General features: G+C 68.1%; 18 protein-coding genes. 6 read left to right on the top strand and 12 right to left on the bottom strand.

Annotation, left to right across the window (positions count from 1 at the left end; all coding sequences use genetic code 11):
• Positions 1–180: 180 nt before the first annotated feature.
• From TY25_RS40950 to TY25_RS33305, 3 genes are all read left to right on the top strand, one after another.
• The gene (locus TY25_RS40950; protein WP_052383364.1) at positions 181–1,509 is read left to right on the top strand and encodes a glycosyltransferase 87 family protein; all 1,329 of its coding nucleotides are present in this window, start codon (positions 181–183) and stop codon (positions 1,507–1,509) included.
• Between the two features lie 837 nt (positions 1,510–2,346).
• Positions 2,347–3,720 carry a serine hydrolase domain-containing protein gene (locus tag TY25_RS33310; RefSeq protein WP_042262935.1) on the top strand — a complete coding sequence of 458 codons (1,374 nt, stop codon included), beginning with the start codon at positions 2,347–2,349 and terminating at the stop codon, positions 3,718–3,720.
• A gap of 510 nt (positions 3,721–4,230) precedes the next feature.
• A complete protein-coding gene (locus TY25_RS33305; protein ID WP_236639164.1) occupies positions 4,231–4,515 on the top strand; it encodes a hypothetical protein in 285 nt (94 codons plus the stop codon).
• A 310-nt stretch (positions 4,516–4,825) separates the two neighbouring features.
• Here the strand turns inward: TY25_RS33305 and TY25_RS42970 are convergent, their stop codons facing one another.
• The 10 genes from TY25_RS42970 to TY25_RS33255 form a co-directional block, all read right to left on the bottom strand.
• Positions 4,826–5,473: a hypothetical protein gene (locus TY25_RS42970; RefSeq protein WP_146154014.1), complete on the bottom strand. Its 648-nt coding sequence runs from the start codon at positions 5,471–5,473 to the stop codon at positions 4,826–4,828.
• A 150-nt stretch (positions 5,474–5,623) separates the two neighbouring features.
• Positions 5,624–6,232: a hypothetical protein gene (locus tag TY25_RS33295; protein WP_042262928.1), complete on the bottom strand. Its 609-nt coding sequence runs from the start codon at positions 6,230–6,232 to the stop codon at positions 5,624–5,626.
• A 348-nt stretch (positions 6,233–6,580) separates the two neighbouring features.
• Entirely contained in the window at positions 6,581–7,342 is a 762-nt protein-coding gene (locus TY25_RS33290) for a bestrophin-like domain (RefSeq protein ID WP_042262926.1), read from the bottom strand.
• Between the two features lie 62 nt (positions 7,343–7,404).
• Entirely contained in the window at positions 7,405–9,336 is a 1,932-nt protein-coding gene (locus tag TY25_RS44290) for a polyprenyl synthetase family protein (RefSeq protein WP_226887409.1), read from the bottom strand.
• 80 nt (positions 9,337–9,416) lie between these two features.
• Positions 9,417–10,823 (bottom strand): family 2B encapsulin nanocompartment shell protein, encoded by a 1,407-nt coding sequence (locus tag TY25_RS33280; protein ID WP_042262923.1) that lies wholly within the window; start codon positions 10,821–10,823, stop codon positions 9,417–9,419.
• 326 nt (positions 10,824–11,149) lie between these two features.
• Entirely contained in the window at positions 11,150–12,604 is a 1,455-nt protein-coding gene (locus tag TY25_RS33275; protein WP_042262921.1) for an NAD-dependent succinate-semialdehyde dehydrogenase, read from the bottom strand.
• Between the two features lie 75 nt (positions 12,605–12,679).
• The gene (locus TY25_RS33270) at positions 12,680–13,969 is read right to left on the bottom strand and encodes an aminotransferase family protein (protein ID WP_042262918.1); all 1,290 of its coding nucleotides are present in this window, start codon (positions 13,967–13,969) and stop codon (positions 12,680–12,682) included.
• Positions 13,966–15,201, bottom strand: coding sequence for an MFS transporter (locus TY25_RS33265; protein ID WP_042262916.1), 1,236 nt, complete (start codon positions 15,199–15,201; stop codon positions 13,966–13,968). Before TY25_RS33265 ends, TY25_RS33270 begins: the two co-directional genes overlap by 4 nt.
• A complete protein-coding gene (gene hemA, locus TY25_RS33260) occupies positions 15,198–16,460 on the bottom strand; it encodes a 5-aminolevulinate synthase (protein WP_042262914.1) in 1,263 nt (420 codons plus the stop codon). The genes TY25_RS33265 and hemA overlap by 4 nt, the downstream gene beginning before the upstream one ends.
• 36 nt (positions 16,461–16,496) lie before the next feature.
• Positions 16,497–18,224 carry an acetolactate synthase catalytic subunit gene (locus tag TY25_RS33255; RefSeq protein WP_042262912.1) on the bottom strand — a complete coding sequence of 576 codons (1,728 nt, stop codon included), beginning with the start codon at positions 18,222–18,224 and terminating at the stop codon, positions 16,497–16,499.
• 130 nt (positions 18,225–18,354) lie between these two features.
• Here TY25_RS33255 and TY25_RS33250 point away from each other — a divergent pair, with 130 nt between their 5' ends.
• The gene (locus TY25_RS33250; RefSeq protein WP_052383363.1) at positions 18,355–19,239 is read left to right on the top strand and encodes a LysR family transcriptional regulator; all 885 of its coding nucleotides are present in this window, start codon (positions 18,355–18,357) and stop codon (positions 19,237–19,239) included.
• Here TY25_RS33250 and TY25_RS33245 read toward each other — a convergent pair.
• Positions 19,236–19,823, bottom strand: coding sequence for a helix-turn-helix domain-containing protein (locus TY25_RS33245; protein WP_042262910.1), 588 nt, complete (start codon positions 19,821–19,823; stop codon positions 19,236–19,238). The two genes, TY25_RS33250 and TY25_RS33245, sit on opposite strands and share 4 nt — an antisense overlap.
• Positions 19,824–19,980: 157 nt before the next feature.
• Between TY25_RS33245 and TY25_RS33240 the strand changes: the two genes are divergently transcribed.
• Positions 19,981–21,174 carry an MFS transporter gene (locus TY25_RS33240; protein ID WP_042262908.1) on the top strand — a complete coding sequence of 398 codons (1,194 nt, stop codon included), beginning with the start codon at positions 19,981–19,983 and terminating at the stop codon, positions 21,172–21,174.
• A 21-nt stretch (positions 21,175–21,195) separates the two neighbouring features.
• Here the strand turns inward: TY25_RS33240 and TY25_RS33235 are convergent, their stop codons facing one another.
• Complete coding sequence (locus TY25_RS33235) at positions 21,196–23,079, bottom strand: ABC transporter ATP-binding protein/permease (protein ID WP_088607231.1); 1,884 nt, start codon at positions 23,077–23,079, stop codon at positions 21,196–21,198.
• An 89-nt stretch (positions 23,080–23,168) separates the two neighbouring features.
• Between TY25_RS33235 and TY25_RS33230 the strand changes: the two genes are divergently transcribed.
• Complete coding sequence (locus TY25_RS33230; protein WP_014983676.1) at positions 23,169–23,438, top strand: DUF2277 domain-containing protein; 270 nt, start codon at positions 23,169–23,171, stop codon at positions 23,436–23,438.
• Positions 23,439–23,534 lie beyond the last annotated feature (96 nt).

The raw sequence follows: 23,534 nt of genomic DNA, 5'->3' as shown, positions 1-23,534 counted from the left end.
TTGTGGCTGCCTCTGCGCAGTCTTCTCTGCCGCATGTTATCGGCATCACGGCGCGCCGTCGCGCCCGCAGAATTGGGGTCTGCCATAGCTGGGGCCGATGCTAGGATGACTTCACTTAGTTTAGCTAAGCATTTGCTGGTCTGCGTGTGTTGCCTCATCTGATGAAGGAAAAACAACTCCATGGCTGTCGTCCTGCACACGGAAGAACAGCGCGGTACCGGTGTGGTCGAGGTGGTGAAACCTCGTGCCCCGCACACGTTCACGGTGCTCGCCGCTGCGCTCGTCTTCGCCTGCTGCTCTGTCGGTGCCTGGCTGGCCTTCGTGCGGCCGAACTGGGAAATGTACTGGCACCAGGTCGATCTCCAGGTCTACATGTGGGGCGGCTCGATGGCCGCGCTGCACCCCGAACTGCTGTACGACGGGCGTGGTCCGCTCGGCCTGCCCTTCCTCTATCCCGTCTTCGCCGCGTGGATCTGCGCGGAGCTGGCGCGCTTCCCGATCGACTATGTCGGGACCGGCATCACGCTCCTGACGCTGGGTGCGCTCTGGATCAGCGTGTGGAGCGCCGGTTTGCTCCAGCAACGGCGCCCCGGTGTTCGCTTGGTCGCGCTGACGACCGCCGTGGCCGCCGCGGCGCTCTGGTTGGAGCCGGTTCAGCAGACTCTGCAATTCGGGCAGCTCAGCGTGCTGCTCATGGCGTTCGTGCTCGCCGACCTGGCGATACCCAAGAACCGCTGGTATCGCGGCATTCTCATCGGCCTGGCGACGGGGCTGAAGCTGACCCCCGCCGTCTTCGTCGTCTACCTGCTCATCACCCGGCAGTTCCGGGCGGCGGCCACCGCCTGCGCGGCCTTCGCCGCGACGGTCGCCGTCGGGTTCTGGTATCGGCCCGCCCAGGCCTGGGAGTTCTGGACGACGACGATGACCTCGCAGAACCGCATCGGATTCGCCTACGTGCAGAATCAATCGATCAACGGACTGTTCGGCCGGTTGCAATGGTCCACCTGGGACGACAGCACCGGCTCGCTGGTCTGCGCGGGACTGATCGGGCTGGCGGGCATCGCCGCCGCGCGCGTCGCCTACCTGCGCGGTGACGAACTGCTCGGCGCACTGCTCGCGGCCACCGTGATGCTGCTGGCCTCGCCGATCTCGTGGACGCACTACTGGGTCTGGATCGTGCCCGCGCTGCTGTGGATCGGGCACGCGCTGCGGCATCGTCGCCGTGCCGTGCGGATCGCGGTGCCCGCGCTGATCTATCTGTTCGTCTTCGCCTGGCCGATGCGCGTCGACCGGGTCGGCTGGTGGGATCCGGATCTGCCGCTGCTCCCGCAAGGCCTGGTCTGGTACGTCCCGCAGACCAACGGGCGTGAATTCCATTGGACGCTAACGCAATTCCTGCTCGGCGACTCGTACACCCTCCTCGCCGTCGCCGCGCTGCTCGCGGCGATCGTCTGGCTGTACCGGCCGCGCGGCGCCCGATCACGGGTGGCGGACAAGGACAGTGCGTAGTACGGCGGTACTGCGAGGGGTTCGCACCATGGCGTGAGAACCGTTGGCGCGGAGCTGCGTTTCGGCACCGAGCTCACGATGCCGCAGCTGGTGGCCGATGTGCACAGCGCGGTCGAGGCCGGGATACGCGATCCGCGGATCGACCCGGAACGGATCTACCTCCTCGGCTGGAGCGAAGGCATCGCCGTGGTGGCGGCCGCCGCCCCCGAACTTCCGAAGGTGCGCGGAGTGATACTGCTAGGGGCAGTGGGCATTCCATGGCGGGACGTTGCTCGGCCTGCTGGGCGCGGGCACACCGGCCATCGAACCGGCTTTCGACCCGGACGGCAACGGACGAATCGACCAGGCCCTCGCCGCCCACGCCAACCCCGACCACACTCTCCTCACCTACTCCGCCACCGGCCACTCCCTGAGCCCCACCCCAGATCCAGCCCACGACCCCCCTCACCTCCATCCACCCCCACCGCCTAACCGACCTCACCAATTGGCTACGGGCGCACCAGCCCACCGCCTAACCGACCTCACCAATTGGCTACGGGCGCACCAGCCCACCGCGTGATCGCGCCGCGACGGCACTCCGTCGGGCTGCGGGCCAACGAGCGCGCTGCGTGTGCGGGGTGAAGCGACATCCTCGACGCTGCCCTCGACGCCGACCTATGACGGCGCGGATTACGCCGACCTCGCATTGGTTGCGGGGGCGCGAGCCCGTCGTGTGGGCGGGCCGGGCGGCATCCTCGGCGCTACTCTGAGGTCGGCCTACTGCGGGGCGGATCGTGCGGAGTTGCCGTGCCCGGGGTTGGCCGGGCTGATTACCGAGCGTGTGAAGGGAAGTCGCAGATGCTGTTGCCATCGACCGAGCGGGCGTTGCTGCATCGGGTTGCCGTCGAGCAGGCCGAGTATCGGGTGCCCTCGCTGATCGCCGCCGTGGTGCGAGACGGGCAGCTGGTGTGGTCGGGGGCCAGGGGGCGGGTCGGTGCGAGCGCGCCGACCACCGACACCCAGTATCGCATCGGCTCGATCACGAAGTCGATGGTGGCGACCATGGTGCTGCGGTTGCGTGACGAGGGCAAGCTCGACCTGGCCGACCCGGTGGCCAAGCATGTGCCCGGCGCACCGGTCGGGGATCGGACTGTGGCACAGCTGCTTTCGCACACCGCGGGATTGCGCGCCGAATCGCCCGGCGACTGGTGGGAGCGCACCGCGGGGCCGCAGTGGGCCGAACTCGCGGACAGTTTGGACGTCGACGCGGGCAGCAAGGCGCTGTTGCATCGCGCCGGCCGGCGGTTCCACTACTCGAACGTCGGCTTCGCCGCGCTCGGTGAACTGGTCGCCCGGTTGCGCGGGCAGAGCTGGTTCGAGGCGTTGCGCGCCGAAGTCCTTGCCCCGCTGGGCATGGCCCGCACCACCGCCGCACCCGTGGCCCCGCACGCCACCGGCGCGGCCGTGCACCCGTGGGCCGACGTGGTGCTGACCGAGCCGTCGCACGACAACGGGGCGATGGGCGCGGCAGGCCAACTGTGGTCCACGGTAAGCGATCTGGCGCGCTGGGCCGCGTTCGTCGGCGGCGACACCGGCGACGTGCTCGCCGCCGACACCCTCGAGGAGATGCGCGCCCCCGCCACGGTCGAGGACGGCGACGAATGGAATTCCGGCTACGGACTCGGCTTCCAGTTGCAGCGCCACCACGGCCGCAGGCTGGCCGGGCACACCGGAGCCATGCCCGGTTTCATCTCCACCGTCTGGGCCGATCCCAAAGACCGCACAGGCGTGCTGTTCTTGTGCAACACCACCTACGGCGGCATCCGCGGCAAACTGGCCACCGGCCTGCTCGACATCCTGGCCGAACACGAACCCACCCTGCCCGAAGAATGGCTCCCCGCCATCGAAGTGGACCCGAACCTGTTGGCGCTCACCGGAACCTGGTACTGGGGCACCGCCTCCCTCGCCCTGCGCCTGCGCGCCGACGGCCACCTCGAACTCACCGCCCTCGCCCACGGCGGCCGCGAATCCCGCTTCCGGCCCGAACCCGACGGCTCCTGGACCGGCCTGGACGGCTACTACGCCGGCGAACGCCTCGATATCATCCGCGACCCCCAAGGCACCCCCCAACGCCTCGAACTCGTCAGCTACATCCTCACCCGCGCCCCCTACGAACCCGCCGCCCCCATCCCCGGCGGCGTCGACCCAGCAGGCTGGCAAACCCGGGACTAACCCCGGGGACCATGGGTGCCCAGCTCATTACACCCGGCTGTCTGCATGCGATGGCGGTGGGCGCCGGGCCGGCGACAGCAGCTCGGCCTTGGGGATCGGTCACTGCGTTACGGCTCGTTGCTTGGCGGCCGACGCGCCGCACCGCCGATTCGGGTGGGCCGGTGTGGTCGAGTTCGGTTGGGGTTCCTTGCGTTTGGGCTTGTTGGCTGGCTTCCGATGTGTGGCAGGCCGGTTTTGTGTGCCTGCCGCGGGCGTTACATGTGCCGACTGCTGTGAATCAGTGCTCACAGACTTTTCATACGGTTCACAGGGGCTACAGCCCCTGTGAACCGTATGAACCCTCTGTGACCCTCGACCTATCTGTCGCTTGGTTCAGGCCCTCGGCCGCCCTCTTCTCCTAACCCTCCAGCCGGACCTTATGGCTGGTGTTTGAATACCGTTGGTGCTGGCTGGGTAGGTTGTGGTGGGATCCCGCTGATGATGAGGACCCGTCAGTACTGCTATTTCGCGTTGAAGAGTGACATGCTGTCGGCGGTCGAGATGGCCGCTCGGCTGCAGATGGACCCGGACCAGGGCATGGTGATGGGGAGCCGGCGCTACTTCTACGGTCCAGAGGGCGTCCATGCCGCGCTTGGCGGGGCGTCGGCTGATCGTGGGCGGGAAGGACCTCGGCCGCTGGGATGGCACCTGTCGCTGCCTGTGCTGGAGTTTCTGTCCTCGCTCCGGATTGAGCTCGATGTCGATGAATACGATTTCAGCGACGACAATGTGCCCGGCGAGTCGACCGATGAGTAGGGCGGCCATCACATGATCATGTCGTGTCTGTTTGTGACACAACTGAATTGGCGATGGCCGCAGGCGGCATCGTAGACCGGACTGCTGGACGTTGGCCGGACATGGCGCGGCGCACCTGACGTGCGCCTACAGCCGGGCACGGCGCACGACGCGCTCAGCACTATCCATGTAACTCCTGCGGCAGGTATCCCGAACCGGGCTCGTCCCACTGTGGCAGCCGGCCAACAAGCCCAAACGCAAGGAGCTCCAACAAAACCCAGCTCAAAACCACCCAACCGCCCCCCTGCAGACCACCCACCGGTTCCCGAGTTCAGCGGAACCGGTAGATCCTGTCCACCTGCATCCGGTCGGCATCGAACTTCCACTGCTCGGTCTCTCCGGACACCGTCACGACCTCGATCATTCTGTCGCCGGTGAACGAGACGTGCTGTGGGCAGACGTCTTCCGCCCAGACTGTGTCCTGTCTACTGAACAGCCATCCGCGTTCACGAAGCAGGACGCGGCAACCGGGAGGGTTGTTGTAGATCTTGTACGACTCGGTGACGACTTCATGGTGCCCGTCCGAACTCACCGCGACCGCCACGACCTCGCTGTCCTCGGCGACGAAGGAGGTCACGAACAGCGAAACGGACCACACCGGAACCATCGCGACCCCCGCCACGATGGCGAAGACCAACGATGGAGGTTTGATCTGTCCAGGCTCGCGCCGTCGGGCCAGGCCTGGTACGGCGAGGAGTAGCACGGCGATCGTCCAGCACGCCGCAGGCCCCCACACCGGGAGCCAATCGAATCGATAGAAACGGGAGGAGTACAGCCACGCGGGCACCGCTGCCGCTCCGACCACGAAAAATGCTGCAACGGCGCACATCCACACGATCCGCCGGCGACGAACTCCCCGGTCGGCGCCGCTGCGCGCTGCCTCTGATACGGGCATCTTCTGATTCGCCGTGTCGGTCAACCGTTTCCCCATCATGCGACTGCCGTCCGACTCGGTCGGCTCGAGCAGAGCATCAGTCTATCCGAGACCGGCGCACCGCGAAGCTGCGCGACCGCGGCCCGGCCCCGGGGCGAGTGGGGGAGACTCGCAGACCTGCACAAAACGCGGTGTCTACTCATGTTTGTGCCTGCGAATGTAGGTGGCACCGGTGCGGACGGTGCCGATGACGACGACCAGCATGACCGTGACGAGTTGCAGCATGTTCCAGGCGACCGGGTCGCCGGTGGGCGGGACCGCTTCCTGTTGGCGTGAGGGCGGGAGTATGACCGGTTCCCGGCGGGGGACGGGCGGGGAGATCGGTGGGGCTTCGAGGATGTCGGGGAACTGGGTCGGCAGGATCGGCGCCGCGACCGCGGGCGGGGTGAGATCCAGGGGGAGGCCGGGGAACGGCGGCAACTCCCGGGGCCAGAGCAGGCAGGCCAGCCCGCTGCCGGTCATGGCGCTGCCGACCGCCGCGCTACCCACCGCGGCGCTCCCGACCGCGGCACTGCCCACGCCGGCGCTACCCACGGCGCTGCCGAGACCGGACAAGCTGGAGCCGAGGCTGGAGCCGCTGCCGCTGCCGCTGCCGGTGAGGATCCCGGCCACGATCAACGACAGCCCCGCCACAGCGCTGCCCGCGCACGCGGTACGCACGGTGTCGGAATCCAGATCCGGCGTGACGAGCGGATTCTCGGCGACCGGAGGTGCCGCAGCCGGCTCCGGAAGCGCGAGTTCCATGCCGGCGGCGGGTTCGATGCCGCTACTGGAAGCTTCCGTTCCGGCACTGCTCGTTCCGGCGCTGCCGCTATGCGGCGAACCTGCCGCCGATGCCGGTCCGAGACTCAATTCGCCACCGACAGAGGCACTTCCGGTAGCGATGCCGTCAGGCCACGCACTGCCCGTGACGATTTCACCGAGTGGTGGCCAGGTGCCGGGGTGGGGGTCGGCGGACACCACGGGGTGCCCGGTCAGTAGGACGATGGCCACGGGGACTACAGCGAGTCCTCTTGTAGCCCTGCGGGTCCGAGGTACATCGGAATCCAGCGACATGTGCAGACATCCATCTTTCGTGACTGGCCGGGGCCGCTAGGTGATGTGCTGGAAGCGGGCCAGCGCCAGTTCGAAAGCGTCCTTGGAGACGACGTTTCCGCCGGCGAACGGCCGGTCGAGCCGGTAGATCGCCAGGATCGCCGCGCCGATCACCACGCCCAGCAGCGCCGTCATCGCCACGCTGCGCGCGCTCACTTCGACGCCCGCCAGTACCGAACTGCACAGCAGCAGGATCGTGCCGAACCACAAAGCGCCGTAGAGGAATCCGGGCATGCCCAGTTGCGCGTCCATGGCCCGGTCGTGCCGTGCCGCCGCCACCGCGTCCAGTGCCGCCAAGGCGATCTCGCGCTGATCGGTGACCGCGGCATCCTCGGACTGGACGGCGAGTACGGTATCGCGCACGGTGTCGAGGATGTCCTGGGTGCCCTGATCGAGGCGCCGGTCCCGGTCCATCACCGCCCATTCGGTGGTGACCACCTGTTCGGTGTATTCGCCTACCAGGCCCTGGATTTCGCTGTGCGCGGGCTCGGGCATCGCGTGCGCCGCCGAGTACACATCGACCAGCGACTTCGATTCGGCGACGGTGTGATTGTGCGCGTTGTCGAACTGCTGCCAGCAGATCACCACGACGAACGCGGCGACCGCCATGAACAGCGTGCTGATCAGCTCGAGCGTCACCGACCCGGAGTCCCCGTTCTCCGGCTTGCGCCACACCAGCGCGCGCAATCGCGCGCCGACGACGAAGACGAGTACCGCGATCACCCCGACGGCGAGCGGCACGCCGATCTCTTCGATCATGACAGGGCTCCGATTCTCCTGGGCACCAACGGTGCACGGCATCCTCCGGGCATGACGTGCCCTTATCCGGTGCGGGCGATCGCGTCGTCCGCGAGGTGTTGCAATGTCCGGATCACCGCGAGGGGGATCGGGGCTTGCTCGAGCGCCTGATGCGCCTGCTCGGACCTGGTGCGGATCATCCCCTCGACGCGGCCCAGCGCTGTCGCGCCGAGGATTTCGCGGCATTCGGCAGCCTGCTGCTCGTTAAGCGACGGATCGCCGAGCATCGCCGACAACCGTGCGGACTGCTCGGCGTCCGCGTGCGTGAACGCGAGCGCGATCAGCGCGGTGTGCTTACCCTCGCGCAGGTCCTCGATATTGGATTTGCCGGTCCGCGCCGGATCGCCGTAGACGCCGAGCAGATCGTCCCGGAGCTGGAACGCCTCGCCGAGCGGCCGGGCGTACGCGGCGAGCGCCGCGGGAATGCCGGGCGCGGGATCGGCCAGCAGCGCGCCCAGGACCAGCGGGCGTTCGCAGGTGTAGGACGCCGTCTTGTACCGGACGATGTCGAGCGCACGGTCCAGGTCGCCGGACGGGCACGCGGTGGTGAGCAGATCGAGATACTGGCCGTACATCACGTCCGCGCGCATTCCGTCGAGCACCTCGAGCGCGGTGCGCAGTTGCCGCGCGGTCAGCCGCGCAGTGTGCAACAGCTCCGCGGACCAGACCATGGCCAGATCGCCGAGGACGATCGCGGCGTGCCTGCCGAACCGTTCCGGGTCGCGGCGCTCGGGATGCAGCGTGGTGAGCGCGCGGTGCACCGTGGGGTGGTCGCGACGGGTGTCGCTGTTGTCGATGATGTCGTCGTGGATCAGCACCGCCGCGTGGAACAGTTCGAGCGCGGCCGCGACCTGGATCACCGGCTGCGGCACCGGTGCCGCCCCGTGCGCGGCATGCCAGCCGAGTACGCAGAGCAGCGGGCGAATCCGCTTGCCGCCCGCGAACAGGAATGCGCGCAGCGTGTCGGTGATCTCCCCGGGCAGCGTCGGATCGGCGCTCGCCTTGCCGCGCAGGAATCGGTCCAGCACGCCGTCGACTCTGATCCGGGTCGCGACCAGATCGACGGGTGCCTGCTCGACCCGGGTGGTTGTCATGAGATCCCTTCCGCCGGTGTGTGTTCGAGGTGCTGGGTGAGCGTCGGCGGCCGCCGCGGTGCCCGAACCGAGCGCCGAGACCACCGGCAGCGACATGCTGTGGCGGGCAAGGTCGCTCGCCGGTTTCCCGGTGAGCGCCGGGTCACCCCAGATGCCGATCAGATCGTCGACGAACTGGAACGCCATCCCCAGCTCGCGGCCGAACGTCTCCATGGCCGCCACCGTGGTCCGGTCGGCCTGTGCGCACAGTGCGCCGAGCACGCAGGCGCACCCCATGAGGGCGCCGGTCTTCCCCATGACCATGCGGGTGTACTCGTCCAATCCCGTGCGGCCACCCGCGCCCAGACGACAGTCCTCGTGCTGGCCACGGCACATCTCGATAATCGCCATTTCGAGTGCGGCGAGCGCCGCTGTCGCCGTGGCCCCGGGTAGTCCGGCCACCAGAACCCGTGCCGCGAGGGCGTGTAGCGCGTCGCCGAGCAGGATCGCATCGGCGCTGCCCCACATCTTCCAGACGGCGGGCCGCCCACGCCTGACCTCGTCGCCATCCATGACGTCGTCGTGCAGGAGCGTGAAGTTGTGCACGAGTTCCACCGCGGCGGCCGCGGCCGCCGCGGCGTGCGCGGTGCCGCCGCACGCGATCGCTGTACAGACGGTGAGCGCGGGTCGCAGCGCCTTTCCGACGGGCTGCGGCGTCGAGGTGCCGGCGGCATCCCACCAGCCGAAGTGATAGCCGCCCATGTGATCCAGCGGTTCGGGCCGGGTGCCCACCGCTTCGCGCAGCAGTGGCTCACACAGTCCGCGGACATTCGTCAGAATCTCCGTTGCCGTGCGACCCGCCGCCGACGTGCTCTCGACCATCGGTCCACCCACCTCCCCCAATCGGGTCGTGACGCGGGGGACGGCTGGTCCACCCCGCCGGGAACGGTGCTGTACGGCGGTCAGTCGGTGGGCCGGGCGACCAGGACGTTGTCCAGCGCGCCGAGCGCGTCGGGCACCAGCACGGCGGCGGAGTAGTAGCAGCTGACCAGGTACGAGATGATCGACTGATCATCGATCCCCTTGAACCGCACGTTCAGGCTGGGCTCGTACTCGTCCGGCAGCCCGGTCTGGTGCAGGCCGATGACACCTTGGTCTTTTTCGCCGGTGCGCATGGCCAGGATCGTGGTGGTCGCGGTGTCGCTGACCGGGATCTTGCCGCACGGGAAGATCGGGACGCCGCGCCAGGCGGGTACGCGGTGGCCGTCCACGTCGACAGGGTCCGGGTAGAGGCCGCGTTTGCTGCATTCGCGTCCGAAGGCGGCGATGGCTTTCGGGTGTGCGAGAAAGAGTTTGGTGCTGCGGCGCATGCTGAGCAGTTCGTCCATGTCGTCCGGGGTGGGCGGGCCGGACTCGGTGTAGATGCGTTGTTTGAGATCGCAGTTGTGCAGCAGGCCGAAGTCGGTGTTGTTGAGCAGATCGTATTCGCGGCGTTCGTAGAGCGCCTCGATGGTGAGCCGCAACTGCTGCTGGGTCTGGTTCATCGGATCGTTGAACAGGTCGGCGACCCTGGTGTGCACGCGCAGGACGCTCTGCGCCAGGCTCAGTTCGTATTCGCGCGGGCTGGCGTCGTAATCGACGAAGGTGCCGAGCAATTCGGGCTCGCCGCTGTGCCCGGACGAGATCTCGATCGCGGCCTCGCCCTGTTTGTTCTGCGGCCGTGACGAGGCGTCGGCGACCCGGGCCAAGTGCTCGCGCAGCGCGGGCGCGTTGTCGAGTATTTCCTCCAGCGCCGACCGGCTCAGCACCAGCATCGTGGTTTTGGTTTGTGTCTTGACGGTGACCGGCCAAATGGCGGACGAGTCGGTGAGACTCTGATCGCCGAAGAAATTGCCACCGGCCAGCATGCCGAGGAGTGTGTTTTCACCGTATTCCCCGGAGCCGAGCTTGCTCAATTTTCCGTGCACGATCAACATGACCTGATTCATCGGATTGCCGAATTCGGCTACCACGCTGCCGGGTTCGAATTCGCGCTGTTCGAACCGGCGGGCCAGTGCGCGCAGCACATCCTCGTCGGTGAAATCGTGCAGTGCGGGCAGTTCACACAGTTCCAGCGGGATCACCTTGGCGGTGGAGCCGTCCACGGCGAACTCGACCTCGCCGTTGCCCACGGTGTGCGTGAGGCGCCGGTTTACCCGGTACACACCGCCGTTGACCTGCGTCCATGGCAGCATGCGGGTGAGCCAGCGCGAGGTGATACCCTGCATCTGCGGTTCGGACTTGGTGGTGGTCGACAACTGGTGTGCGGCAGTGGTACTGAGACTCCTGCGCACAGTCGTCTCGGTATGTGCGGACATTTCCATTGTCATGGCTGATCCTCACCTAGAAATTGTCCCGGGACGTTCGATAGTGGAGCGTTCGAGTCCTCGGATTGTTCACAACGGACCGGCGATCGGCGTGCGAGCCGGTCGCGAACTGGGTTTGAACACAGGTGAATCTGGTTACCCGACAGTGTGTTTCGAACAGCTCAGATCGTATGCCCGCTAACTCCCCGCGCGCAGCAGAATTATCAATATTTACCTTTTAATTCGGATGGTAACGACACGAATTCGATTGGGCAACAAGGAATAACGTTCCGCTGCCCAGTCGGTGAAAGTGCGACGGGTGATCCGCGCGTGGGTTATATTCCCGGCGGTTACGGCAGCGCGAGGTAGGTGGTTTCGAGGTACTCCTCGATGCCCTCGGTGCCCGCTTCCCGGCCGAGGCCGGATGCCTTGACGCCGCCGAACGGCGCGGCCACATCGGAGACGACGCCGCGATTGATGCCGACCATGCCGGCTTCGAGGCGCTCGGCGACCCGCAGCGCGCGATCCAGGTCGGTGGTGTAAAGGTATGCGGCCAAACCATATTCGGTGTCGTTGGCGGCGGCGATCGCGGCGTCCTCGTCGGCGAATCCGGTGATCGCGGCGACCGGGCCGAACACCTCCTCGCGCAGGATGCGGGCAGTGGGCGGCACCTCGGTCAGCACGGTCGGCGCGTAGAAGTAGCCTGCGCCGGGCAGGCTCGCGCCGCCCGTAGTGACCCGCGCGCCCTTGTCCGTCGCGTCCTGGACCAGCTCGGACACGGTGCCGCGCTGTTTCGCGCTGATCAACGGCCCGACTTGGACTCCGTCCGAGTCGCCCGCGCCGATCTTCAATGCCCGCATGCGGTCGGTCAGCTTCGCGGTGAACTCCCCGCGCACCGCGTCCGCGACCAGGAAGCGATTGGCCGCCGTACAGGCCTCGCCGGTGTTGCGCATCTTCGCGGCCATGGCGCCGTCCACCGCGGCGTCGATATCGGCGTCGGCGAACACCAGGAACGGCGCGTTGCCGCCGAGTTCCATCGAGGTGCGCAGGACGCGCGAAGACGATTGTGCCAGTATGTGTTTGCCGACAGCCGTGGAGCCGGTGAAGGTCACCTTGCGGAGCCGGTCGTCGTGGAACATCGGGTCCGTGAGCCGGGCCGCGTCGCTCGTCGGCACGATCGACAGCACGCCCGCGGGCAGCCCCGCGTCGGCGAAGACCTGCCCGAGCAGCAGCATGGTCAGTGGTGTCTCCGCGGCCGGTTTGAGCACCATCGTGCAGCCCGCGGCGAGCGCGGGCGCGATCTTCCTGGTGCCCATCGCCAGCGGGAAGTTCCACGGGGTGATGGCCAGGGTCGGGCCGACCGGCCGCTTGGTGACCAGGATGCGTCCGGTGCCGGTGGGGGAGTGCGTGTATCGGCCGTGTACGCGCACGGCCTCCTCGGCGAACCAGCGCAGGAACTCCGCGCCGTAGGTGACCTCGCCGTAGCTCTCGGCCAGCGGTTTGCCCATCTCCAGGGTCATCACCAGGGCGAAGTCGTCACGTTGTGCGATGACGAGTTCCCAAGCGCGGCGCAGGATCTCGGCCCGATCGCGCGACGGTGTCCGGGCCCACCCGGCTTGCGCCGCGGCGGCCGCATCGAGCGCGTGTGCACCGTCGGCGGCCGTGGCGTCGGCGACCTCGAGCAGGGTCGCGCCGGTGGCCGGATTCTCGACGGGAAAGGTGCGGCCGTCGCTCGCGGGTTCCTCGGTGCCGCCGATCCACAGTCTGGTCGGCAGCGCGGCGAGCAGGTCGGGCACGGCGCGCATAGTCGGGTACTCCTCGTTCTCAGTGGTGCGGTACCCGAAACCGGCTGATCGACAACCGGTTTCGGATACCGGATATCAGTGGCGACGCTCGTCTGCCACCGCGGCCAACGTCTTGTCCAGACGCTCCACCAGTTCTTCGATGATTCCCGGGGAACTGTTCAACGGCGGCGCGACGAGCACCGAGTCGGTCGTCTCGCCGATGCCCGCCGAGCACAGGACGAGCCCGTTCTCCTTGGCGGCGGCCACTATTCGCTTGTTGGTGTCCACCGATTGCCCGGGCCGGACATGCAGCGCACGCATCAGGCCGATGCCCGATTGGTCGGAGAGCAACTCCGGGTAGTGCCCGCACAGCTTGGTCAGCTCGGCGCCGAGCAGCGCGCCGACCTCGGCGGCATTGTCCAGCAGCGACTCGTCTTCGAGCACGCTGAGCACCGCGTTGGCCGCCGCGCAGGCGAGCGGATTCGCGGACATGGTGTGGCCCAGCGCGATCGGGCCGAGCGGTTCGGCGATCGCGGTGGTCACGGTGCTGGAGACCATGGTCACCGCCAGGCTGGTGTAGCCGCCGGTGACGCCCTTGCCCGAGGTGAGGATGTCGGGGGCGATATTGGCATGGTCGCAGGCCCACCACTTTCCGGTGCGCCCGAAGCCGGACATCACCTCGTCCGCGATGAGCACGATGCCGTTGTTCTGCGTCTCCCGGCGCAGCCAGTGCATCGTCTCCACGTCGATCGGGGCCGCGCCGGAGGAGGCGCCGCCGAGCGGTTCGATGACGATGGCCGCGACCTTCGACGGCCCGACATTGAGAATGGCCTGCGCCCACTCCTCGTGGGTCGCCCGGCGCCGTCCGGGCTTGGGACGCACCAGCACTCGGTTCGGGCTCGGGGTGCCGAGCAGGGCCTCGACCGAGGCGTCGCGCTTGTTCGGGCTGCCGGTGATGGACAGTGCGGCCGCTGTCATCCCGTGGTAGCTGGGCTCTTCGGACAGGATCACGGTGCGCTGGGTATCGCCGCGCCGATGCTGGCAGGCGAAGGCCAGCCGCAGTGCGCACTCGTTGGCCTCGGAGCCGGAGTTGCTGTACTCGATGGCGGCGGTGCCCGCGGGCGCGATGGCGAGCAGCCGCTCGGTGAGCTGGCGGGCGGGCTCGTTGCGGAACTGCGTGCGATGCACGAAAGTCAGTTGCTGGAGCTGGTTTTCGACGGCGCGCAGCACGGTGGGGTGGGCATGCCCGACATTGACGTTCAGCACCCCGGAGGAGCCGTCGAGATAGTCCTTGCCGTCGGCGTCGTAGATGTAGGGGCCCAGGGCCCACGCGGCAACGGGGAGGGCGGCCCGGTTCGGGGCCACCGCGGCGGAGGCGGGAATCATGCTGGCTGACGTTCCTTTCGAAGGAGTGCGAGCAGGGCGGCCGACACCACGGCCGCGATGAGGCCGAGCACCGCGGTACACGCGGCGAAGACCGCGCCGCCGACCGTGAGGGCGCCCAGCAGGGTGGTGCCGATGGCGATGCCCGCGTTCATCATCGAGTTGTTCCAGGCGACGACGGAGGCGCGCTGGGTCGGGTCGGCGGAGGACAGGTAAGCCTGCTGGCTGGAGTAGAAGGCCCCGCCGAAAACGCACCAGAGGGTCAAGGCGACCAGCGCGACGATCACCTGGTTGTTGGTCAACGCGACCACGGCACAGGGGATGAACGCCACCGCGGCGAATACGGAAACCCACACTCCGCTGACCCCGCGCCGGTGCAGCCGGTCGAGAATCGTTCCGGCACTGAGTGATCCGACCAGCGATCCGGCGCCGACGAGCAGACCGACCAGGCCGAGCGCGCTGAGGCCGAAGCCGAAGCGCTGCGCGTAGATCACCCCCACGAAGGTGTAGGCGCCGAGCCTGGCGGCTTGCAGGAAGAGAGTGGCGATGAGCCCCAAGCTGATTCGGGGCTGGCGCCAGGGCGCGAGCAGCGCGCGGAAACCGCGCGACCGCCCGGTGACCGGCACGTGCTCGAGCCGGACGTACAGCACCGCCGACGTCACGATCATCAGTAGGCCGACGGCCAGGAACGGCCACCGCCAGCTGGTGAGCGCGGCGAGCGCCGCGCCGAGCGGGACGCCCAGGACCTGCCCGAGCGAATAGACGCTCGCACCGAGCGAGATCACCCGCCCGCGCTGATGCTGCGGCGTACGTTCGGCGAGGTAGGCCCAGATCGCGGGCGCGGCGATCGCGGCGCCGAGGCCGGTGATGCCGCGGCCCGCGACCAGCATGGTCAGCGAGCCCGCCACGGCGCAGGCCAGATTGCCGAGCATGAACACCAGCGAGCCGAGCAGGATCGACCAGCGCCGCGGATAGCGGTCGGCGAGGATGCCGAACGGCGGCCCGGCAACGGCGTAGACGAGCACGTAGGCGGTCACGATGGTGGCCGTGGCGGCCACCGAGGCGTGCAGCGACTCGGCGATATCCGGCAGCATCGGTGCGACCAGATACATCTCCGCGCCCATCAGGAAGAACGCCGCATAGAGGAGGACGTGCTGAGCCCACGGCGTTGTGGGCTCAGCGTCCGCCACCGGATGCAGGTTCCGGAGTCGGGTGGGCCGCGCCTCGACGGTCATACCGAGACCTTCTCCAGGGTGTCGAGGGCGGCGACCGGTCGGGCGGGGCGGCGGGGCAGGTTCAGCTGCGACCAGACGGAATCTATGATCTCGGCGAACTTGTGTACCGCGGCGGGGCTGTGCACCGGTGAGGGGTTGATCCGCAGGCGTTCGGTGCCGCGCGCGACCGACGGGAAGTTGATCGGTTGCGCGTATTGGTGGTGTTCTTCGAGCAGGATGTCGGCCAGTTGTTTGCATTTGTGCGGATCGCCTACGAGAACGGGAACGATGTGACTTTCGGTGGACACCAACGGAATCTGGGCGTCCATCAGCAGGCCCTGCAGCAGCTGGGCGCGGTGGTACAGCAGGATGCGCTCGTTGTCCGACTCGCGCAGGTGCCGCACGCTGGCCAGCGCGGCGGCCGCGAGGGCGGGCGGCATGGCGAGGGTGAAGATGAACGCGGGCGCGAAACTGCGCACCGCGTCGAGGATCGCCGCCGGACCGGTCAGGTAGCCGCCGAGCGTGCCGTAGCCCTTGGCGAAGGTGCCCATCAGCAGATCGACCTGGTCCGCACAGCCCATCTGCGCCGCCATGCCGAGCCCCTCGGGACCGTACATGCCGACCGAATGCGCCTCGTCGACGTACACCAGCGCGCCGTGTTTCTTTGCCACGGCACATAATTCGGGCATCGGCGCGATATCGCCGTCCATCGAGTAGATGGATTCGAACGCGACCACCTTGGGCCGGTCCGGATCGGCGGCGGCGAGCAGCTCGTCGAGATGGGCCGCATCGTTGTGCCGGAAGATCTGCCGCTCGGCCCGCGAGGCCCGCATGCCGAGAATCATCGACGCGTGGTTCTGCTCGTCGGAGAAGAAGATCACCCCGGGCAGGTGCTTGCCGAGCACCCCGAGCACGGCATCGTTCACCGCGTACCCGGTGATGAACGTCAGGCCGGCTTCTTTCCGATGGAGTTGCGCCACTTCCCGTTCCAGCAGGATGTGGGTGTGGTTGTTGCCGGAGATGTTGCGCGATCCGCCCGCCGCGACACCGGAGCGATTGATCGAGCGGTGCATGGCCTCGACGACCTTCGGGAACTGACCCATGCCGAGGTGATCGTTGCTGCACCACACCGTGATCTCGCGCAGGCCGTCCCGATGATGGTGCACCGCTTGGGGAAACCGCCCGGCCAGGCGTTCGATTTCCACAAAGGTCCGGTACTGGCCCGAGGACCGGATGTCGTCGATCTTTCTCTCGAAATGGGCTGTGTAGTCGAAAGCCATGGGAATCTCCGTTGTCTCGAAGGTGTTGCGTTTTCTTCAGTGGGACTGTTGATGCGCGAGGTGAGTCGTCAACGCCTGGGCGGTATCCCAGCCCGTGATGGGTGGGTAGGCGTCGGGATCGGTGTAGACGTCCAGAACGGTGGTCGTCGGATCGACGATCGCCTTGGACAGGGCCTCGCGCAGTTCCACGTCGTTGTGGATGGTTTGACCGCGTGCGCCGCACGCGGTCGCGATTTGGGCGTGATCGACATGACCCAGTTCGACGGCCGAGGTCGGCCTGCCGAACTGGACGATCTCGGCGTGCTTCTGGAAGCCGAGGATGGCGTTGTTCAGCACCACGACCACGACATCGAGGTTCTCCCGCACCGCGGTCTCCAGCTCGGACCAGCAGTGCGCGAAGCCGCCGTCGCCGACCACGCACAGCACGGGCGCGGACGGCCGCGCGGCCTTGGCGCCGAGCGCCAGCGGCAACCCCCAGCCCAGCCCGGCCATGCCGCGCGGCAGCAGGAAGCGCTGGCTGTGCGTGGTGGCGCGGATGTAGTTGGCCACCCAGATGGAGGAGTAGCTGGCGTCGGCGACCACGATGGCGTCGTCCGGCAGCAGCGCGCTGATCTCGTCCGCGATGCGTTCCGGGCGCAGCGGCTCGCTGGTCGCGGTGCGCACGGCGGCGGTCGTGGTCTCGAACGCGGCCCGTGACCGGGCGATCTGCGCGGTGACCGCGGCGCGGCTCGCGCTCCGTTCGCTCAGATCGAGCTCGCGCAGCGCCGCGGTGAGATCGTCCAGTCCCGCGCGCACGTCGCCGACCAGACGCAGTGACGGATAGTTGCGGCCGATCTCGGCCGGATCGATATCGAGGTGGATGAACGTGGCGTCGTCCGGGAACAGGGTCCAGCCGTCGGTGCCGTTCTCGTTGGTGCGCGACCCCGCGAACAGCACCACGTCGACACCGGCGATCCAGTCCCGCATCCCGTGCGAAACCCCGTGTGGGCCCATGTAATTGCCGATCACGCCGACGCTCAGATCGGCGGTGTCCGGGAGGGCGCCCTTGCCCATCGGCGTGGTCGCGACGGGCAGCGAGGCCAGCTCGCTCAACCGGGCCAGCGCCGCACTCGCATCGGAGGCGATCGTGCCGCCGCCGGCGACCACGAGCGGGCGCCGGGCCCGGGCCAGCAGTTCGGCCGCGCCGCGCACGGCGTCCGCGGGCGGGCGGATCCGGTCGAGGGGGAACTCGGGCGGTCCCGGGTAGTGGCTCGTCGGCACCGGGGGAGCGGGCTGATCGAGGATGTCCTTGGGCAGCATCAGGACGGCGGGCCCGGGCCGGCCGCTGGTCGCCGCGCGGAAGGCCGCGTCGAGGTATTCGTGCACCCGATCCGGATCGTCGAGCCGGTCGAACCACTTGGCGCACCCGGAGAACAGACTTTGGTGATCAATTTCCTGAAACGCATTTTTGTTGCGAATCGGACTCGGTACATCCTGGATGAACGCGACCACCGGAATGGATACCTTGGCGGCCTCGGTCAGCGGCGGCACGAGAAGCGTTGCGGCGGGACCGTTCTGCGCCACGACCACCGAGCAATGTCGCGATACCCGAGCGAAACCGTCGGCCATCGTGCCCCCCGCGTTCTCGGTGCGATAGACGATCTGACGGATGCCGAGATCCTCGGCGGCCAAAACCAGCAGCGAGGGCAGGCTCTGCCCGAAGAATTCGGCTATTCCCCTGGCGCGCAGACTCTCGGCTATGGCGGTGGCGACTGTCGTAGGCATCGGAACACCTTTTCGCGGTAGCGGGCGTGGACTGATCGGTAGCTACAGTCTTGGGCCACGGAGACCGGCCGGTCCAATACGTTTTTACTTCCGATTGATAAGGTCTCCTTATCTGGCTAGGCTGACCCGCGTGGACGATCTGCGCCGGGTTCGTTACTTTCTGGCAGTCGCCGAGCATCGGCATTTCGGGCGGGCGGCCGACGCGTTGCACATCACCCAGCCCGCGCTGTCACAGCAGGTCAAGGCGCTGGAGCGGGAGTTGGGGGTGGAGCTTTTGACGCGCAACGGCCGCTCCTTCGTGCTGACCCCGGCGGGTGTCGCGTTACAGGCAGGCGCGCAGCAACTGCTCGACGCGGCCGCCGAGTTGGAACGTGGTGTGCGGGCGCGCGCCTCCGGCACCACCGGTGAGCTGAAGGTCGCGTTCACCCGTTCGGGCTCCGACAGCGATATTTCCCAGCGCATCAGGGCATTTCGCAAAGAGTTTCCCGATATCACGGTGTCCACGATTACCGGCTGGACTTCCTGGAATCTGGACCTGCTCGAGTCGGGTGAGATCGACGTCGCATTCGTGCGCGGAAATATCGCGCATCCGCGAATCCACACGCATCTGATCGGGATGCAGGAGGCCGCGGTGGTCGTCTCGCGCGACCATCCGCTGGCCGGACGCGCCACCGTGGAAAACGCGGACATCATCGATGAGCCGATCGTGCTCTGGTCCCGGCATACCGGGCCGGAATTCTATGACGAACTCGTCACGCACATCTGGGGCGATCGCGCACCCAATCTGGTCGCGGAGGAATCCGACGCCGAACAGGTCCTCGATTCGGTGTCCACCGGCACCGGAATCAGCGTGCTCGACCGGAAACGGGCCACTCGGATCGCGCACGAGAACATCTGCGTCATCCCGTTCGGCGCGAATCCGCCGCAGATCTCCATCCGGCTGGCGTGGATTGGCGACGCCGACACTCCGGCGCTCGCGCAGTTCCTGGCGTGGTGGCGGCGCCCGAGCGACTAATTGCGGCCGGGGGTTCGGGCGCGCGTGTGGATACGCTCGCCGTGTTTGCCGAAGAGACTGAGGATTTCGACGGCGCCGGTGCCGGTGGAGCCGAACCAGTGCGGGATCTGGCAGTCGAATTCGGCGGCTTCGCCTGGGCCCATGCGGAAGTCGTGCTCGGCGAGGCGGACCCGGAGCCGGCCGTGCAGCACGTAGAGCCACTCGTATCCGTCGTGCGTGCGCAGGTATGGGTCGTGATCGTCGGCGGGGATGATCATCTTGTAGGCGCGCGGTTCGGCCTGGTGCCGCGACAGCGGGACGAGCACCCGGCCGTCGCGCTGGGTGGGTTGCTGCGGGACGCGGGGATCGACGACGCGCGGCGTCACGACGATCTCGTCGAGCGGGACGCCGAGTGCGACGGTCACCGGGACGATCAGTTCGAGGCTGGGTTTGCGCTGGCCGGATTCCAGCCGCGAGAGCGTGCTGGTGGACAGGCCGGTGGCGCGGGCCAGGTCGGCCAGGCTGAAGCCCTGCCGTTCCCGCGCCCGGCGTAGGCGCGGCGCGATCTGCTCGATTACGGCGCCGACGCTCGGTTGATCATCCATGGGGCCGAGTAAACCAATCCGTCCCGGTATCGGCAACATCCTTTGCCGATACCGGGCAGTGAGACCGATGCTCGGCTCGGAGGTGATCCGACATGAACCGAACAACGGATACGGCAACGCTATTCGCGCGGGACGCGCATATCGAGGGAGTCCGGCGATGAGCGCCACCGTACAGCTCACCGACGGCCGGACCGACCGGCTGCCGCTGGGCGTCTATCTACTGGGTTTCAGCCTGTTCGCGATGGGGACCGCGGAGTTCCTGCTGGCCGGGGTGCTGCCGGAAGCGGCCCTCGACCTGGACGTGTCGCTGTCCGCGGCGGGGTTGCTCATCACCGCGTTCGCGCTGGGCGTCGTGTGCGGCGGCCCGCCGTTCGCGGTGCTGAGTCTGCGGTGGCCGCGGCGCACCGCGCTGGTGGTGACCCAGGGCGTGTTCGCCGCGAGCATCGCGGTGGGCCTGCTGGGCGGGTACGAGGTGCTGCTCGTCTCCCGGGTGGTGGCAGGCATCGCGTACGCGGGCTTCTTCGCGGTCGCGTCGGTGACCGCGATCGGGCTGGTCACCCCGGACCGCAACGCCCGGGCGTCCGGGGTGGTGGTGAGCGGGCTCAGCGTCGCGATGGTGGCGGGCGGTCCCGCGGGCACGCTGCTGAGTCATTTCACCGAGTGGCGCGGTGGGTTCTGGGCCGTCGTGCTGCTGACGGTCGCGGGGATCCTCGGCTGCCTGCTCGGAATACCCAGTGCCACAACGGCAGCCGGGACCGTGCCGAGCGTGCGACGGGAGCTGGCCACGATGCGCAGGCCGCGGTTGTGGCTCGTCTACGCGATCACCATCCTGACCACGGCGGCGTACATGATCACGTTCAACTACCTGGCGGCCATGCTCGCCTCGGACACCGGCATCGCGCCCGTCTGGATTCCTGCGGTGCTCGCGCTGTTCGGCGTCGGGGCCTTCCTCGGCCTGTCGATCGGCGGCCGGATCTCCGATCGGCGCCCGCACCTGGCCCTCGGCGCGGGGGCGGCGGCGATCGTGCTGCTGTCGGTGGTCCTCGCGCTCGCGATGACCCAGGTCTGGATCGTGGTGCCGGTGGTGTTCCTGCTCGGCGTCGCGGCGTTCGTGCTCAATCCGGCGCTGTACGGCCGGGTGTTCGCGATCGCGGGGGACGCGCCCACCCTCGCGGGCGCCACCACCGTCTCGGCGTTCCAGCTGGGCATCAGCGGCACCCCGGTGCTGGCCGCGCTCCCCCTCGGCCGCGGCGCCGCCCTCACCTCGGTGTGCGTGATCGGCGCGGTGCTGGCGGTGCTCGCGTTGCCGCTGATCCGGTTCGATCGAGCGCGCGCGGGTTCCCGGCCCTGACCCGCCCGGCCGGCGGCGACCCTACCCGTAGGACCAGCGGCCGCCGCCGGCCAGCTCCAGCCGGGTGTCGTGATACTGATCGACCGTGCTGCGATGCGCGGTGCTCACCAGGATCAGCTCGGGCAGCTCGGCGCGGAGCAAGGTGTAGAGCGCGAACTCCAGGCCCTCGTCCATCGCCGAGGTCGCCTCGTCCAGGAACGCGGCCCGCGGCCGGATCAGCAGCAGTCGCGCGAAGGCCAGCCGCTGTTGCTCACCGGGGGACAGGATGTTCGACCAGTCGGCGTCCTCGTCCAATCTTGTTGCCAGATGGCCGAGTTGAACCCTGTGCAGGGCGTCGGCGACAGCCTTGCCGGGCACACTGTCCGGCGCGGCGGGATAGGTGACGGCCGCGCGCAAGGGGCCCAGCGGCAGGTACGGCAGCTGGGCGATGAACAGTGTGCCGGGGGTTTCCGGCTTTCCGACGAGACCGTCTGTGTAGGGCCACATTTCGGCCAGCGCGCGCATCAGGGTGGTCTTGCCGCTGCCGGACAGTCCTTTGACGACTACCGCGTCACCGGCGCGCAGGCGCAGGTTCAGGCCCTCGATCAGGATCGTGCCGTCCGGTTTGCGCACCTCGATATCGGTGAGTTCCACTGTGTCGGCGGTGATCTGGACCGGCAGCGTCGGCAGTGTCCGGGCCTGCTCGCTCGCCGTGACCAGACCGTCGAGCCGCAGCAGCGTGGCCCGCAGCACCGCGAACTCGCTGTAGCTGTTGCGGAAATACGACAGCGCGCCTTGGATCTGGCCGAAGGCCGTCCCGGTCTGCTGCACGTCGCCGAGTGTCAGTGTCCCGCTGAAGAAATGCGGGGCCTGCAGCAACCAGGGGAACACCACGGCCACCTCGCTGGCGGCCTGGTTCCAGCCGATGAACTGGGTGGTCAGCCGGACCAGGCGGCGATAGACCAGCAGTACTTCGGCGAAAAGCGCGCGCAGGCCCCGCTGTTCGGTCTGCTCGCCGCGATAGAACGCCACCCGTTCGGCGTTGTCGCGCAGCCGGACCAGGGCGTAGCGGAAGTTCGCGGTCACCGCCTGGTAGCGGAAGCCGAGGCCGATCAGCGGGCGGCCGATCCAGAAGGCGACCGCGGTGACCAGCAGCACGTACAGGTAGACCAGAAACACCATGGCCTTGGGGATCTCGACGCCGAAGAGGGTCAGCGTCCCTGACAGATCCCACAGGATTCTGGTGAACGACACCACCGAGACCACCGAGGTGACCGCCCCGAGCGACAACGACCGCGCGCGGCCGGTCATCTCGGTCACGTCGTGCTGGATCCGCTGATCCGGGTTGTCGATCGGCGCATCGATGAACCGGGTGCGGTAATAGGCCCGGCCGTCGATCCATTCGCTGGTCATCCGTTCGGTCAGCCAACGGCGCCACCGGATTTCGAAGCGTTGCCCGAGGTAGAAGTCCAGCTGGGTGCGGGCCACGTCGAGGATGCCGAGCACGGCGAAGACGAGCAGCGAATGCCAGAACGCGTGCTCGGCGTCGGCCAGGGCGGCGCTGTCGCCGCGGCCGAGCGCCTCGGCGGCGTTCTGCAGGGCCGAGAACATGTCGTTGCCCTGATAGGAGAGCAGCACCTTCACCCGGACCGAGAGCACGGCGATGATCAGCAACACCCCGGCGAGCGGGATCGTGCGCCAGGCTGTCCGACCGCGGAAGAACCCGCCGGTGGTCCGCCGGAAGTGCCGTCCCCAGGTGGTGATCCGCAGCAGCACGGTCACGACGATCAGGAAGACCAGGCCGGTGAGCGCGGACGCGAGGAGCACCCACTGCGTGGACGCGACCAGTTCGTCGCTCCAGTCTCGTGACGCGTTCAGCTCGGCCTCCGATCGGGTCCGGCGAGGTCGGGTGCGTGCGTCGGTCACACTACTGCCCACCTGCGCTTATTCCGGGGATCCCGGCGGTCGACGCGTTCGGGCCGCGCGGTGTCGGTGGGGCGGATTAGCCTCGGGGTATGTGTCGAAACATCACCGCCCTCCGGGGGCTGGAACCTGCCGCGACACCGGAGGAGATCCAGGCCGCGGCATTGCAGTACGTGCGTAAGGTCGGCGGCCTGTCCAGCATCTCCGCCACGACGAAACCCGCGGTCGACGCGGCCGTCGCCGAGATCGCGGCGATCACCACCCGGCTGCTGGATCAACTGCCCGATCGCAAGGTCCCGCCGAAGTCGGTGCCGCCGCTGCGCAGGCCCGAGGTGCAGGCGCGGATCCGCGCGCGCGGCTGAGTCTGCGACCACGAGCGCTGCGCCTGCGCGAGCCGGCCTGCGACCGCGGGCGGAGCGGGGTCCGGAAGCGGTGCGGCGCCTGCTATCTTGAACGTC

This window comes from Nocardia brasiliensis NBRC 14402, assembly GCF_000308475.2.
Taxonomy (GTDB): Bacteria; Actinomycetota; Actinomycetes; order Mycobacteriales; family Mycobacteriaceae; genus Nocardia; species Nocardia brasiliensis.
Note: the sequence above shows the minus strand (reverse complement) of the source record. Positions and strands in the feature narration are given on the sequence as shown.

Bases quoted from the DNA above. Each gene is read 5' to 3' on its own strand.
- TY25_RS40950 (WP_052383364.1), top strand. From the start codon at position 181: ATGGCTGTCGTCCTGCACACGGAAGAACAGCGCGGTACCGGTGTGGTC.
- TY25_RS33310 (WP_042262935.1), top strand. From the start codon at position 2,347: ATGCTGTTGCCATCGACCGAGCGGGCGTTGCTGCATCGGGTTGCCGTC.
- TY25_RS33295 (WP_042262928.1), bottom strand. From the start codon at position 6,232: ATGGAACTCGCGCTTCCGGAGCCGGCTGCGGCACCTCCGGTCGCCGAG.
- TY25_RS33290 (WP_042262926.1), bottom strand. From the start codon at position 7,342: ATGATCGAAGAGATCGGCGTGCCGCTCGCCGTCGGGGTGATCGCGGTA.
- TY25_RS44290 (WP_226887409.1), bottom strand. From the start codon at position 9,336: ATGGTCGAGAGCACGTCGGCGGCGGGTCGCACGGCAACGGAGATTCTG.
- TY25_RS33280 (WP_042262923.1), bottom strand. From the start codon at position 10,823: ATGACAATGGAAATGTCCGCACATACCGAGACGACTGTGCGCAGGAGT.
- TY25_RS33275 (WP_042262921.1), bottom strand. From the start codon at position 12,604: ATGCGCGCCGTGCCCGACCTGCTCGCCGCGCTGCCGACCAGACTGTGG.
- TY25_RS33270 (WP_042262918.1), bottom strand. From the start codon at position 13,969: ATGATTCCCGCCTCCGCCGCGGTGGCCCCGAACCGGGCCGCCCTCCCC.
- TY25_RS33265 (WP_042262916.1), bottom strand. From the start codon at position 15,201: ATGACCGTCGAGGCGCGGCCCACCCGACTCCGGAACCTGCATCCGGTG.
- hemA (WP_042262914.1), bottom strand. From the start codon at position 16,460: ATGGCTTTCGACTACACAGCCCATTTCGAGAGAAAGATCGACGACATC.
- TY25_RS33255 (WP_042262912.1), bottom strand. From the start codon at position 18,224: ATGCCTACGACAGTCGCCACCGCCATAGCCGAGAGTCTGCGCGCCAGG.
- TY25_RS33245 (WP_042262910.1), bottom strand. From the start codon at position 19,823: ATGGATGATCAACCGAGCGTCGGCGCCGTAATCGAGCAGATCGCGCCG.
- TY25_RS33240 (WP_042262908.1), top strand. From the start codon at position 19,981: ATGAGCGCCACCGTACAGCTCACCGACGGCCGGACCGACCGGCTGCCG.
- TY25_RS33230 (WP_014983676.1), top strand. From the start codon at position 23,169: ATGTGTCGAAACATCACCGCCCTCCGGGGGCTGGAACCTGCCGCGACA.